Source organism: Pantoea sp. ME81 (genome assembly GCF_903970985.1).
Classification (GTDB): domain Bacteria; phylum Pseudomonadota; class Gammaproteobacteria; order Enterobacterales; family Enterobacteriaceae; genus Pantoea; species Pantoea communis.
Window position 1 is genome coordinate 1 of record NZ_CAJCKS010000136.1, and the last position, 13,083, is coordinate 13,083.

The following is a 13,083-nucleotide window of genomic DNA, read 5'->3' on the forward strand; positions in this document are numbered from 1 at the left end:
GATATTGATCGATTCGGCGATGCGCTTCAGGCACGCCTCTTCTTCAATCTGCTTCAGGTGACTGCCAGGGTGGAAATTCAGCAACGTTAGCCCCAACTGCTCGGCGCGCTGCATCTCATCCAGAAACGCCTCTCGGGATTTCTCCAGCGCATCCATCACCGGATGGCCAAGGTTAATCAGGTAGCTGTCATGCGGCAAAATCTGCGCGGAAGTGAAGTTGTATTTCTCACAGGCGGTTTTGAAGGCATCAATCACTTCACCTGAAAGCGGGGCGGCTTTCCACTGGCGCTGATTTTTGGTGAACAGCGCAAAGGCTGTGGCTTCGAGTTCGTGGGCACGGATAACTGCCTGGTCTACGCCGCCTGATGCACTGACGTGTGCGCCGATATATTTCATGCCGCTCTCCTGGTTGGCGATTGCTGCTGCAAAGGGCACATCATAGCGGATGCGCTACCGCCATGAAATGTTGCATCGCTCGTGGGGAGAAAAACGGCACGGGTAAACACTTATCCAAAATATGAACACACCTACCAAAGTTAGCAGGTGCGTTTTTTTTCTGGTTAACTATAGTTTAACAAATTAGAAACTTTTAACTATAACCATGAAAACAGCTTATAGAAGTACTTTGGATACCGCTTTACAGCATGAAAAATTCAACGTAATACATAAATTAACTTTAGGTAAAACCAATGCAGTGACCCTTTTTTATAATGGTCATGGCGCTGTCGGCTTCACGCTCGCCGTGCCCGATAGCGACAACTCGCTGGTCCATTTTTATCGTTATGGGGTCAATAACAGCGATCCAAAAAAGTTGTATCGCTCTGAATGCCTCTATTCCCGCCGGGAAAACTTTGGCTATCAGGACTGGTTGATTCGCACCATTACCGATGAGTTCACGGCCTGTGACACAGAACTGGAAGAACTGATCGGTATGAAAGCCTGACACACACTCCGCCGCCAATCTCCTGGCGGCTGCTTGCCTGCGCATATACCTGACTGGTTTAAAAGTTAAATTGGTAATATATTGTCCATTGACCAGTATAACTAATAAGGAAGAGTCGGGATGTTGAAGCGCTTGCGCCGCTGGGCACGCTTAATTAAACGCGATGTGCTCACGCTGTGGTTTGCCTGCCGCGATCCGCGTACCCCCTGGTGGTTTAAGCTGTTAGCATTTGGCATTGTCGCCTATGCACTCAGCCCCATCGATCTCATTCCTGATTTCATTCCCATTATCGGCTTACTCGACGACGCCATTATCGTCCCGCTGGGTGTGATCATCCTGCTGCGTTTGCTTCCGCGTGAAATTCGCATCAGCAGCGCAGAACGGGCTGATGTCCAGCGGGCACGCGGCAAAAAGATTGTCAGCTGGGCAGGATTCTTCCTGACGGTGATCGTCTGGTTAGCGGTGGTGGCTTATCTTGTGAAGCGTTACGCAATGTGAGGAGGGCGCATGCATATCACGCTGCGTCAGATTGAAGTCTTTACCGAAGTGTTGAAAAGCGGTTCAACCACCCAGGCCTCGCAGGTACTGGCACTGTCGCAGTCTGCGGTCAGTGCGGCGTTGGCGGATTTGGAAAACCAGCTCGGGGTGCAACTGTTTGATCGTGTCGGCAAACGTCTGGCCCTGAACGAGCATGGTCGTTTGCTCTATCCACGCGCGGTCGGATTGCTGGAACAGGCCGGTGAGATTGAACAGCTGTTTAAAGAGGATAATGGCGCCATTCGTCTGTTTGCCAGTAGCACCATCGGCAACTATCTGCTGCCAGGGATGATCGCCGCCTATCGTCGTGACTTCCCCACGCTGCCGCTCGAACTGAGCGTCGGCAACAGCCAGGATGCGATTAACGCAGTAGCAGATTTCCGTGTGGATATCGGACTGATTGAAGGGCCGTGTCACGAGCCGGATATCGTTAGCGAAGCATGGCTGGAAGATGAACTGGTGGTGTTTGCCGCGCCTGATGCCGACATCCTGCAACAGCCGATCACGCTGGCATCACTGGCGGCCGCCCCCTGGATCCTGCGTGAGCGCGGTTCGGGCACGCGTGAAATTGTTGATTACCTGCTGTTGTCTCACCTGCCGCAGTTTCAACTCGGCATGGAGCTGGGCAATTCTGAGGCAATCAAACATGCGGTGCGTCACGGCATGGGCATCAGCTGTTTATCGCGCCGGGTGATCAGCGATCTGCTAGAGGCGGGCACGCTGGTGGAAGTGGCTGTACCCTTACCACGCCTGACGCGCACGCTATATCGCATTCATCATCGGCAGAAGCATTTGTCGAAAGCGCTAAGTCGATTTCTCTCCTATTGCCGCGAGTAATCGCGGCTGTCATAACGTAAACGGCTAATAATCTCGCGCCGATTATGAAGGTAACTAATAACCCGACGTGAATGCTATACAGCCTGGGGTTAGCTGCTACAATCGCGCCTTATTTTTATCCAGCATAGCGTTTACACATGCATAATGACTCAAAAACAACACAACAACCTGGGCTGCGCCGTGAATTAAAAGCGCGCCATCTCACCATGATCGCCATCGGCGGTTCCATTGGCACCGGCCTGTTTGTCGCCTCGGGTGCCACCATTTCTCAGGCAGGTCCCGGTGGCGCATTACTCTCTTACGCGCTGATTGGCCTGATGGTTTACTTCCTGATGACCAGCCTCGGCGAACTGGCGGCGTTTATGCCGGTTTCTGGCTCCTTCGCCACCTACGGCTCTAAATACGTTGAAGAAGGCTTCGGCTTCGCGCTGGGCTGGAACTACTGGTACAACTGGGCGGTCACCATCGCCGTTGATCTCGTCGCCTCGCAACTGGTGATGAACTACTGGTTCCCGGATACGCCGGGCTGGATCTGGAGCGCGCTGTTCCTTGGTCTGATGTTCCTGCTTAACTACATTTCCGTCAAAGGCTTCGGCGAAGCGGAATACTGGTTCTCGCTGATCAAAGTTGCCACCGTCATCATCTTTATCGTGGTGGGTGTGCTGATGATCGTCGGCGTTATGCGCGGTGCAGAAAACGCCGGCTGGCATAACTGGACCGTGGGCGACGCACCTTTTGCCGGCGGTTTTGCCGCGATGATTGGCGTGGCGATGATTGTCGGCTTCTCGTTCCAGGGTACAGAGTTGATCGGCATCGCAGCCGGTGAATCACAGGATCCCGCGAAAAATATTCCACGCGCCGTGCGTCAGGTGTTCTGGCGTATTCTGCTGTTCTATATCTTTGCGATTCTGATCATCAGCCTGATTTTGCCGTATACCGATCCGAAACTGCTGCATAACGATGTCACTGATATCGCCATCAGCCCGTTTACACTGGTGTTCCAGAATGCCGGATTACTGTCGGCAGCGGCGGTAATGAACGCGGTGATCCTGACGGCGGTGCTGTCAGCGGGTAACTCAGGCATGTACGCTTCAACGCGCATGTTGTTCAACCTGGCGCAGGAAGGCAAAGCCCCACGTATTTTTGCCAAACTGTCGAAAGGCGGTGTGCCGCGTAATGCCCTGATTGCCACCACCGTGGTAGCGGGTTTGTGTTTCCTGAGCTCGAAGTTCGGCAACCAGGAAGTCTATCTGTGGTTGCTGAATACCTCAGGCATGACCGGCTTTATCGCCTGGCTGGGTATTGCGATTAGCCACTATCGCTTCCGTCGCGGCTACGTGGCGCAAGGGCATGATTTAGCTGCTCTGCCATACCGTTCCGGCTTCTTCCCGCTCGGTCCGATTTTCGCCTTCGTGCTGTGCCTGATTATTACACTGGGTCAGAACTACCAGGCGTTTCTGGCGGATCGTATTGACTGGTATGGCGTGGCGGCGACCTACATCGGCATTCCGCTGTTCCTGCTGATTTGGCTCGGTTACAAGCTGGCACGTGGCTCGCGCTTCGTGAAGTACAGCGAAATGGAATTCCCGACGTTTAAAGAGTAATGCGTTAAACGTGGGTGACATAACGCCGCTACCTTTCGCTAGCGGCGTTTTTTTTGGCAAAGATGAACCGTGTTACAACGTTTTGGGCTTTGTCATACAGATATAATTGATAATTATTATCACCTGCACTATTGTGGCTGCCGTTATGATTTCGATAAGAAACAGGTAGAACAATGCAGACCACGGATTCCGCGCTGCTGGCGGAAAATAACCGCGAAGCCGATACCATGACGCGTTATCGTCAGGTGTTACGTCAGCGCCTGATGCTGATTGGCGTACTGGTGCTGGCAATACTGGCGTCAGTGATTCTTGATTTCACGCTTGGCCCGGCTGGGCTCTCCCTCGACACCCTGTGGCAAACGCTCACCCATCCTGATGCGGTGGATGCGGGCACGCGCGTGATCGTCTGGGATATCCGCTTACCTTATGCGTTGATGGCTGTCGTCGTCGGCTTTTCGCTGGGTCTGGCGGGAGCTGAGATGCAAACTATCCTCAATAACCCGTTGGCGAGTCCGTTTACGCTCGGCGTCTCTTCAGCGGCCGCTTTCGGCGCGGCGCTGGCAATTATTCTCGGCATCGGTATTCCCGGTGTGCCAGACCAGTGGTTTATCTCGGCGAACGCCTTTGTGTTTGCGCTGTTTGCCGCACTGATGCTGGATGGCGTGACGCGCTGGACCAAAGTGTCAACGTCGGGCGTGGTGCTGTTTGGCATCGCGCTGGTGTTCACCTTTAACGCGCTGGTCTCGATGATGCAGTTTATCGCCAGCGAAGATACCTTGCAGGGCCTGGTGTTCTGGACCATGGGCAGCCTGGCGCGTGCTTCGTGGGAAAAACTCGGTGTGCTCACGGCGGCTTTCGCCATCCTGATCCCGTTCTCGATGCTCAGCAGCTGGAAACTGACCGCGCTGCGCCTGGGTGAAGATCGTGCCGTGAGTTTCGGCATTGATGTGCGCCGCTTGCGTCTGGCGACGCTACTGCGCATCAGTATTCTCTCCGCGCTGGCGGTGGCTTTTGTCGGGCCGATTGGCTTTATTGGCCTGGTGGCACCGCACATCGCTCGTATGATGTTTGGTGAAGATCATCGCTACTATCTGCCGGCCAGTGCGTTGGTCGGTGCACTGGTGCTGTCACTGGCCTCGGTAGCGTCGAAGAACCTGATTCCAGGCGTGATCATTCCGGTGGGTATCGTCACTTCACTGGTTGGCGTGCCATTCTTCCTGAGTATTATTCTGCGTCATCGGGGGACGGTGTAATGGAACAGGGATTAGGTCTCAGCCATTTCTACGCCGGTTATCCGAAGCGTAAAGTCATTGAAGATCTTAACGTGCCGATGCTGCCACGCGGCAAAATCACCGTACTACTTGGACCTAACGGCTGCGGTAAGTCTACCTTGCTGCGCGCGCTGGCGGGCCTGAGCAAAGGGCAGGGCGAACTGTGGTTGAATGGCGAAGAGCTGATGTCACAGCCGTTTGCCCGTCGTGCCCAGCGCGTGGTGTATTTGCCGCAAAGTTTGCCGGCAGGCGTGCATCTGCATGTGCTGGAGTCAATCATCGTGGCGCAACGTGCGTCCGGTGGCTTACACAGCGCATCAAGTGAAGCCGAGATTATGCATCTGCTGGAACAGCTGGGCATTGCCCACTTAGCGATGCGTTATCTGGACCAGTTATCAGGTGGGCAGAAACAGCTGGTGGGTCTGGCGCAATCGCTGATTCGCCGTCCGGAACTGCTGCTGCTGGATGAACCGCTGAGTGCGCTCGATCTTAATTACCAGTTCCATGTGATGGATTTAGTACGTCGCGAAACCCGTCTGCGCAATATTGTGACTGTGGTCGTGGTGCATGATATCAACATTGCACTGCGTCATGCCGATCACGCGTTGATGCTGAAAGAGGGCACCTTGCTGGCTGACGGCGAGCCGTCACAGGTAATCACGCCGGACACGCTGGCGCAGGTGTATGGCGTACGCGGGCGTATTGAACACTGCTCGCAGGGCATGCCGCAGGTGATGATCGATGGGCTGGTGGCGGAATCGCTGGCTTAAACGCCGGAAAAGAAGCTCAGGCTCAACATCAAGAAAGGCCGAGGGTGAATGTCGATGCGGCTTTTTAGCCAATCGCAGTCTGCCACAGCTAAAAAAGGGCGCACCTGGTGCGCCCTTACTGTCTCCACATCAACTGACGTGAACTACACCAACAAATGCTTCGCGTGGAACCGCAGATGGTCCTCGACAAAGCTGGCGATAAAGAAGTAGCTGTGGTCATAGCCCGGCTGCACGCGCAGCTCCAGCGGAAAACCTTGCTCACGCGCTACCGCTTCGAGGCGATCCGGACGCAGCTGATCGGCGAGGAACTGATCGCTATCACCTTGATCGATCAGAATCGGTAAGCGCTGTTCCACTTCACGCATCAGCAGGCAACTGTCCCACTCGCGCCAGGTCTGGCGATCTTCTCCCAGATAAGCGGTGAACGCTTTTTGTCCCCACGGCACTTCGGTTGGATTGACGATTGGAGCGAACGCAGATGCCGAAGCAAAACGTCCACCCTGACGCAACGCCAATACCAGCGCGCCATGGCCGCCCATCGAATGACCCATTACCGACTGACGATCGCTCACTTTGAAGTTGTCCGCCACCAGGGCCGGCAACTCCTCACTGAGATAATCGAACATACGATAGTGCGCCGCCCAGGGCTGCTGCGTGGCGTTGAGGTAAAAACCTGCGCCCTGACCGAGATCGTAACCGCTGTCGTTGGCCACTGCGTCACCGCGTGGGCTGGTGTCCGGCATAATCAGCACCAGGCCCAGCTCAGCGGCAACACGCTGCGCACCGGCTTTGGTGGTGAAGTTCTCGTCGGTACAGGTTAGTCCGGCGAGAAACCATACCACCGGCGGCGGCGTGTCATCCTGCGGTGGCGGCAGGAAAATGCTGAAGGTCATCGGGCAGTTCAGCACCGCCGACTGATGACGCCAGCGCTGCTGCCAGCCGCCGAAGATACGATGTTCTTCCAGCAGTTCCAGAGTGGATGCCATAACGCCTCCTTTTTACTTGTTAAAATGCACAACCGAACGAATGGATTTCCCTTCGTGCATCAGATCAAAGGCTTCGTTAATCTCTTCCAGCGGCATGGTGTGCGTGATGAAATCGTTCAGCGCGAACTTACCGTCCAGATAATCCTGCACGATGCCCGGCAGCTGGGTACGGCCTTTCACGCCACCAAACGCCGAACCGCGCCATACGCGACCGGTCACTAACTGGAACGGACGCGTGGAGATCTCTTCACCGGCACCGGCTACGCCGATAATCACTGACTCGCCCCAGCCCTTGTGGCAGCACTCCAGCGCGGAACGCATCACGTTCACATTACCGATGCACTCAAAGGAGAAGTCCACACCGCCGTCGGTCAGCTCAACGATCACATCCTGAATCGGCTTATCGTAATCTTTCGGGTTGATCAGATCGGTGGCACCCAGTTTGCGCGCCAGATCGAATTTGCTGGTGTTCAGGTCGATACCGATGATGCGACCGGCTTTCGCCATTTTCGCGCCAATGATCGCTGACAAACCAATGCCGCCGAGGCCGAAGATCGCCACGGTATCGCCTTCTTTCACTTTGGCGGTATTCATCACGGCGCCCATGCCGGTGGTCACGCCGCAGCCCAGCAGGCACACTTCTTCCAGTGGCGCTTCTTTGCTGATCACCGCCAGTGAAATTTCCGGCACCACGGTGTACTCAGAGAACGTTGAAGTCCCCATATAGTGGAAGATGGGCTTGCCGTCTTTGAAGAAACGGGTGGTGCCATCTGGCATCAGGCCTTTGCCCTGGGTGGAGCGAATCGCCTGACACAGGTTAGTTTTGCCTGACAGACAGAACTTACATTTGCCGCACTCTGGGGTGTAAAGCGGGATCACGTGATCGCCGACCGCCACGCTGGTGACGCCTTCGCCTACCGCTTCCACCACGCCGCCGCCTTCGTGACCGAGGATCGCCGGGAACACGCCTTCCGGATCTTTACCGGACAGGGTGTAAGCATCGGTGTGGCACACGCCGGTGGCGACGATGCGCACTAACACTTCACCTTTCTGCGGTGGCATCAGATCCACTTCTTCGATTTTCAGCGGTTCGCCCGCTGCCCAGGCAACGGCAGCGCGGGTTTTAATCATGTTCATGCAATCCCTCTTCTTCAGATGTCGTGATTTACTTAAAATTAAAAACTCACTCAGCGGTTTGCAGCGGATGCAGCAACTCATCGTTAAGTGGGCGGTCGTCAAACATTTCAATAATCAAATACTTCAGCGCTTCCACGTTGGGCGTGAAGGCATCGCGGCGCCACATCAGCCAGGTGGCGGTATCGCGATAAGCGGGTGGCAATGCATGCTCCTGCACGCGCGCGCGGCCGGGCATCTGCGTCAGGACCGACGCCGGAATCATAGCCACGCCCGCACCGCCTGCCACACACGCCACCATCGCGTGGTAAGACTGAATCTCCATCACGCTTTTCGGTGAGGTCTGGCTTTCGCGATACCAGGACTCCAGTTTGGTGCGATACGAACAGCTGTTACCAAAGGCAAACAGCGTGTCATGCTGCGTGTCGCGGGCGCTGGTAATCGGGTCGTGATCAAGACTGGTGATCAGCACCATCTCTTCGCGAAAGGCGATGCAGCCGTTGAGGTCGTCATGAGTGGCTGGGCCATCCACCAGCGCGGCCGCCAGCGTACCGGCGCGCACTTTATCGATGATATCGCCCGAGGTGCCGGTCACCAGCGATAGCGCCACGTTGGGAAATCGTTGATGATAAGCCGCCAGCAGGCCAGGAAGACGGGTCGCGGCGGTGCTCTCCATCGAACCAAAGGCAAAGTTCCCACCCGGTTCTCCGGCACGGGCCATATTCAGCGCCTCATCGCTCAGGCTAAGGATTCGCTGAGCATAATTCAGGAAATTGTGGCCCATTGGCGACAATCGGATACGCTGCTTCTCACGGATAAACAGGTCGACGCCAATCTCTTCTTCCAGCTGGCGCAGACGAGTGGTGAGATTAGAGGGCACGCGATGCAATAGCTCCGCGGCGCGCGCCAGCGAACCGGTTTCAGCCACAGAACAGAACATGCGAAGTTGTACTAAATCCATATTCTCTTTCCGTAAACAACTTGGTTAATATTATTCACTTTTCGTGAGTGTAATCGTCATGCATGCTAATAACAAGTGCTAAAAGAATCTGAACGGGAGTGGGAATGGCGTTTCGTGTCGCGCTGAGCGCGTTTTTAAGTTTAGTGGTTGCGATGGGGATTGGGAGATTTGCTTTCACCCCGCAGGTGCCATTGATGATTCAGGACCATCAGTTAACGCTGACCAGCGCCAGTCTGGTGGCGGCGCTCAACTATCTCGGTTATCTGTGTGGCTCCTTTGATGCCATGCGCGCGCATAAGCGTGTCGAATGGCGGCTGCAGGCTGGCGTGTGGGGCGCAGTGATTCTGACGCTGCTGTCTGCTTGCGCCAGCGGGCCGTGGCTGCACGGTTTGATCCGCTTTGTGATCGGCGGTGCCAGCGGTTGGGCCATGGTGCTGATCGCTGCGTGGAGCAATGAGCAACTGCTGCATCATGGACGGCCAGGCTTGTCGGCGGCGGTGTTTGCCGGACCCGGCACCGGGATTTTCATCAGCGGAATGCTGGCGGTGGCGCTGCATGCCAGCGGTGCCAGCGCGGCACTGGGCTGGGCGGCTTATGGTTTGCTGGCGCTGCTGTTCATCGCCGCCATTGCACGTTTTTTACCGCGCACGGGACAGTTACATCGTCCCGATCAGGCGCCTGCGCCGCTGGTGCTCAACGGTAACCTGAAACGCCTGGTACTGAGCTACAGTCTCGCCGGTTTTGGTTACATTCTGCCCGCAACCTTCTTATCGCAGATGACCGCCGCGCGTTTCCCGGACAGTGCGCTGGCGCAGTTTGTCTGGCCGGTGTTTGGCGGTGCGGCGGTGATCGGCATCGTGCTCGGCATTTTGACGCGGCGCTGGGGCAGCAGCCATCTGCGGCTGGCGATCGTGCTCTGGGCGCAGGCTTTGGGCGTGATCTCCGCAATTGTCCTGCCGGGGCTGGATGGGCTGTTGATTAGCGCGCTGTTAGTCGGCGGCGGGTTCTTATGTGTGGTGCAGCTGACGCTGCAATACGGTCGCGAGCTGGCGCCGCATCACGCGCGCTATCTGGCCGGTCTGCTGACCACCGGCTACGCGGTCGGTCAGTTGGGCGGGCCGCTGCTGTCATGGATCTCCAGTTTGCTGTGGCAACGCCTCGATCCTGCCTTGTGGGTAGCGGGTGTCGCACTGATTCTGGCGGGCTTACTGGTGTTACGCCGTTCGGCACCATGAAAAGCTTTCATCTCCGATTGGATTGATTGCTGGATTACGCGCGCGTTGTGTTTCACAATACGCGCTCAGAATTTCCCCCGCAGGCGACGATCTGCGGGCGCATCACCTGCCGGAGAAAGAGTACGATGAGCACCTTAAGTCAGGAAGCCGCCCTGGTTCACGAAGCGCTGCTGGCGCGTGGCCTGGAAACGCCGTTACGCGCCCCGGTGCGCGAGATGGATGACGAAACCCGCAAGCGTGAAATCGCCGGTCATATGACCCAAATCATGCAGCTGCTGAATCTGGATCTGGAAGATGACAGTCTGATGGAGACGCCACATCGCATCGCCAAGATGTACGTGGACGAGATCTTCTCAGGCCTCGATTACGCCAACTTCCCGAAAATCACCGTCATCGAAAACAAGATGAAGGTGGATGAGATGGTCACCGTGCGTGATATCACCCTGACCAGCACCTGTGAGCACCACTTCGTGATTATCGACGGTAAAGCCACCGTCGCTTATATCCCGAAAGAGAAGGTGATTGGTCTGTCGAAGATCAACCGCATCGTGCAGTTCTTTGCCCAGCGTCCACAGGTGCAAGAGCGCTTGACCCAGCAAGTGCTGGTGGCGCTGCAAACTTTGCTTGGCACCAACAACGTGGCGGTGTCGATTGATGCGGTGCACTACTGCGTGAAAGCGCGTGGCGTGAAAGATGCCACCAGCGCCACCACCACCACATCACTGGGTGGCCTGTTCAAGTCCAGCCAGAATACGCGCCAGGAGTTCTTACGCGCGGTGCGTCACAGCTAATCCTTTGGGCGGCTTATTGCCGCCCGTTTTCTCTCTCCGTCAGGTCACTCGATGCAACGCTATCTTGCGCTGGATTTCATTCGTGGTTGCGCCATTCTCGGCATTCTGCTGCTCAATATCGTGGGTTTTGGCTTGCCATCTGCTGCCTATCTCAATCCGGCGTGGCAGGGCACTATCTCGCTTTCCGATGCCTGGACCTGGGCGATCATGGATGGCCTGGCGCAACTGAAATTCCTCACGCTGTTTGCGCTGTTGTTTGGCGGTGGCCTTTATCTGCAGATCCCGCGTGGCAGTCGCTGGATGTCGGCGCGCCTGACGTTGCTGGTGCTGCTGGGTTTTATTCACAGCATCTTCTTCTGGGAAGGGGATATCCTGCTGGATTACGGTCTGACCGGGCTGATTATCTGGCGGATGCTGCGTGAAGTGCCTTCGGACAAAGCTCTGCTGCAAACTGGCGTGTTGCTTTACCTGATCGGTTGCGGCGTACTGCTGGTGTTTTGGGGCATTTCCAGCCCGGAACCGGGCCGTTCGTGGCTGCCGGGTGCCGCCGATATCGAGTATGAAAGCTACTGGAAACTGGTCGGTGGCTGGGAAGCGATTCAGAACCGCCTCGACCATCTCTCATCCGGCTTGATGGCGCTGGCCGCGCAGTACGGCTGGCAGCTGGCGGGATTGATGCTGATTGGCGCGGCGTTGATGCGCAGCGGCTGGCTGAAAGGCGAGTTCAGCGTGCAGCACTATCGTCGCTCGGCCGCGCTGCTGCTGACGATCGGCTGGCTGATAGCCATTCCCGGCATCGTGGCGCAGTGGTTACTGGACTGGGAGTTTCGCTGGAGCGGCTTCTTACTGCAGGTGCCTCGCGATCTCGCCAGCCCGTTTATCAGCCTCGGCTATGCGGCGCTCTGTTTTGGCTTCTGGCCGCAAATCGGTGCCACGCGTATCAGTTATGCGCTGCAATGCGTTGGCCGCATGGCACTCAGCAACTACCTGTTACAGACGCTGATCTGCACCACGCTGTTCTATCGCTTCAATCTGTTCCTCAAGTTTGATCGCCTGCATCTGCTGGCACTGGTCCCGGCTATCTGGTTGGTCAATATCCTGTTTTCAGTACTCTGGCTGCGCTTTTTCCCGCAGGGCCCGATGGAGTGGATTTGGCGCAAACTGACACGTCTCGCCGCCGGCAAAGCGGAACCTTCCTCCCGCATCAGATAATGATGTTCATCACAAAGGTTGCAGATTTGTATGTAACCGTTTTCATTCGTGTGACGTGATTCACGCAGTTGAGCAAAATGCCCTGACAAAATAGCGCCGTTACGCGCTTGTCGCGCATTTTCTCCTCTGTGGAACAGCTGCATGATAACGATTCGAGATGTCGCCCGTCAGGCCGGTGTATCAGTAGCCACCGTGTCGCGTGTGCTCAATAACAGCAGTGCAGTCACCCCTGATACCCGTGAAGCCGTACTCCAGGCGGCGGAATCACTGGGTTATCGCCCGAACGCCAACGCGCAGGCACTGGCCACCCAGGTCAGTGACACCATTGGCGTGGTGGTGATGGACGTATCCGATCCCTTCTTTGGCGCATTAGTGAAAGCGGTAGATACCGTGGCGCAGCGCGTGCACAAACACGTGTTGATCAGCAATTCCTGGCATCAGGAAGAGAAAGAACGTCATGCGATTGAAGTGCTGATCCGCCAACGATGTAACGCGCTGGTGGTACACGCGAAAACGCTTTCAGACGCTGAACTAACTCAGTTTATGGATCAGGTTCCAGGTATGGTGCTGATTAATCGGACTATTCCCGGGTACGAACATCGTTGCGTCTGCCTGGATAATGTAACGGGTTCACTGATGGCTACGCGCATGTTGTTACAACAGGGCCATCAACGCATTGGTTATCTCAGTTCCAGCCACCCGATTGAAGATGTGACGCAACGGCGTGAAGGCTGGCTGCAAGCCTTGTCAGAGCAGGGGATTCGCCCGCAGGAGTCCTGGATTGCCCATGGCGAACCGGACA

The 13,083-nt window shown here is 56.1% G+C and carries 14 protein-coding genes; 10 read left to right on the forward strand and 4 right to left on the reverse strand.

Annotation, left to right across the window (positions count from 1 at the left end; genetic code table 11):
• On the reverse strand, positions 1–396 hold a 396-nt coding region (locus tag H7A81_RS20205), incomplete at its 3' end, for a deoxyribonuclease IV (RefSeq protein WP_182058532.1).
• A 229-nt stretch (positions 397–625) separates the two neighbouring features.
• Between H7A81_RS20205 and H7A81_RS20210 the strand changes: the two genes are divergently transcribed.
• The 6 genes from H7A81_RS20210 (at position 626) to H7A81_RS20235 (ending at position 5,962) form a co-directional block, all read left to right on the forward strand.
• The gene (locus H7A81_RS20210; RefSeq protein ID WP_058962262.1) at positions 626–943 is read left to right on the forward strand and encodes a hypothetical protein; all 318 of its coding nucleotides are present in this window, start codon (positions 626–628) and stop codon (positions 941–943) included.
• A 120-nt stretch (positions 944–1,063) separates the two neighbouring features.
• On the forward strand, positions 1,064–1,441 hold the full coding sequence (locus H7A81_RS20215; RefSeq protein WP_034824950.1) for a YkvA family protein: 378 nt from the start codon (positions 1,064–1,066) through the stop codon (positions 1,439–1,441).
• A gap of 9 nt (positions 1,442–1,450) precedes the next feature.
• Positions 1,451–2,317 carry a DNA-binding transcriptional regulator YeiE gene (yieE, locus tag H7A81_RS20220; RefSeq protein WP_160869476.1) on the forward strand — a complete coding sequence of 289 codons (867 nt, stop codon included), beginning with the start codon at positions 1,451–1,453 and terminating at the stop codon, positions 2,315–2,317.
• A gap of 137 nt (positions 2,318–2,454) precedes the next feature.
• Positions 2,455–3,921, forward strand: coding sequence for an amino acid permease (locus H7A81_RS20225; protein WP_182058533.1), 1,467 nt, complete (start codon positions 2,455–2,457; stop codon positions 3,919–3,921).
• A gap of 173 nt (positions 3,922–4,094) precedes the next feature.
• Positions 4,095–5,174, forward strand: coding sequence for an iron ABC transporter permease (locus tag H7A81_RS20230; RefSeq protein WP_034824944.1), 1,080 nt, complete (start codon positions 4,095–4,097; stop codon positions 5,172–5,174).
• The gene (locus H7A81_RS20235) at positions 5,174–5,962 is read left to right on the forward strand and encodes an ABC transporter ATP-binding protein (protein ID WP_034824935.1); all 789 of its coding nucleotides are present in this window, start codon (positions 5,174–5,176) and stop codon (positions 5,960–5,962) included. Before H7A81_RS20230 ends, H7A81_RS20235 begins: the two co-directional genes overlap by 1 nt.
• A gap of 143 nt (positions 5,963–6,105) precedes the next feature.
• Here H7A81_RS20235 and fghA read toward each other — a convergent pair whose 3' ends face one another.
• From fghA to H7A81_RS20250, 3 genes are read right to left on the reverse strand one after another with little or no spacing between them, the layout of a single operon-like run.
• Complete coding sequence (gene fghA, locus H7A81_RS20240; protein WP_166936119.1) at positions 6,106–6,948, reverse strand: S-formylglutathione hydrolase; 843 nt, start codon at positions 6,946–6,948, stop codon at positions 6,106–6,108.
• A gap of 12 nt (positions 6,949–6,960) precedes the next feature.
• The gene (locus H7A81_RS20245; protein WP_034824931.1) at positions 6,961–8,085 is read right to left on the reverse strand and encodes an S-(hydroxymethyl)glutathione dehydrogenase/class III alcohol dehydrogenase; all 1,125 of its coding nucleotides are present in this window, start codon (positions 8,083–8,085) and stop codon (positions 6,961–6,963) included.
• Positions 8,086–8,131: 46 nt separating this feature from the next.
• Complete coding sequence (locus H7A81_RS20250; RefSeq protein WP_038645851.1) at positions 8,132–9,043, reverse strand: LysR family transcriptional regulator; 912 nt, start codon at positions 9,041–9,043, stop codon at positions 8,132–8,134.
• A gap of 104 nt (positions 9,044–9,147) precedes the next feature.
• On the opposite strand from H7A81_RS20250, the gene H7A81_RS20255 reads away from it, so the two are divergent.
• From H7A81_RS20255 to H7A81_RS20270, 4 genes are all read left to right on the forward strand, one after another.
• Positions 9,148–10,278 carry a YbfB/YjiJ family MFS transporter gene (locus H7A81_RS20255; RefSeq protein WP_182058534.1) on the forward strand — a complete coding sequence of 377 codons (1,131 nt, stop codon included), beginning with the start codon at positions 9,148–9,150 and terminating at the stop codon, positions 10,276–10,278.
• A 125-nt stretch (positions 10,279–10,403) separates the two neighbouring features.
• Positions 10,404–11,069 (forward strand): GTP cyclohydrolase I FolE, encoded by a 666-nt coding sequence (gene folE / locus H7A81_RS20260; RefSeq protein ID WP_034824925.1) that lies wholly within the window; start codon positions 10,404–10,406, stop codon positions 11,067–11,069.
• A gap of 51 nt (positions 11,070–11,120) precedes the next feature.
• Positions 11,121–12,281, forward strand: a complete 1,161-nt coding sequence (gene yeiB, locus H7A81_RS20265; protein WP_182058535.1) for a DUF418 domain-containing protein YeiB — start codon at positions 11,121–11,123, stop codon at positions 12,279–12,281.
• Positions 12,282–12,422: 141 nt separating this feature from the next.
• A partial coding sequence (locus H7A81_RS20270) for a LacI family DNA-binding transcriptional regulator (protein WP_182058536.1) occupies positions 12,423–13,083 on the forward strand: 661 nt, incomplete at its 3' end.

Coding starts and splice junctions, on each gene's coding strand:
- H7A81_RS20215 (WP_034824950.1), top strand. CDS start 1,064: ATGTTGAAGCGCTTGCGCCGCTGGGCACGCTTAATTAAACGCGATGTG.
- yieE (WP_160869476.1), top strand. CDS start 1,451: ATGCATATCACGCTGCGTCAGATTGAAGTCTTTACCGAAGTGTTGAAA.
- H7A81_RS20225 (WP_182058533.1), top strand. CDS start 2,455: ATGCATAATGACTCAAAAACAACACAACAACCTGGGCTGCGCCGTGAA.
- H7A81_RS20230 (WP_034824944.1), top strand. CDS start 4,095: ATGCAGACCACGGATTCCGCGCTGCTGGCGGAAAATAACCGCGAAGCC.
- H7A81_RS20235 (WP_034824935.1), top strand. CDS start 5,174: ATGGAACAGGGATTAGGTCTCAGCCATTTCTACGCCGGTTATCCGAAG.
- fghA (WP_166936119.1), bottom strand. CDS start 6,948: ATGGCATCCACTCTGGAACTGCTGGAAGAACATCGTATCTTCGGCGGC.
- H7A81_RS20245 (WP_034824931.1), bottom strand. CDS start 8,085: ATGAACATGATTAAAACCCGCGCTGCCGTTGCCTGGGCAGCGGGCGAA.
- H7A81_RS20250 (WP_038645851.1), bottom strand. CDS start 9,043: ATGGATTTAGTACAACTTCGCATGTTCTGTTCTGTGGCTGAAACCGGT.
- H7A81_RS20255 (WP_182058534.1), top strand. CDS start 9,148: ATGGCGTTTCGTGTCGCGCTGAGCGCGTTTTTAAGTTTAGTGGTTGCG.
- folE (WP_034824925.1), top strand. CDS start 10,404: ATGAGCACCTTAAGTCAGGAAGCCGCCCTGGTTCACGAAGCGCTGCTG.
- yeiB (WP_182058535.1), top strand. CDS start 11,121: ATGCAACGCTATCTTGCGCTGGATTTCATTCGTGGTTGCGCCATTCTC.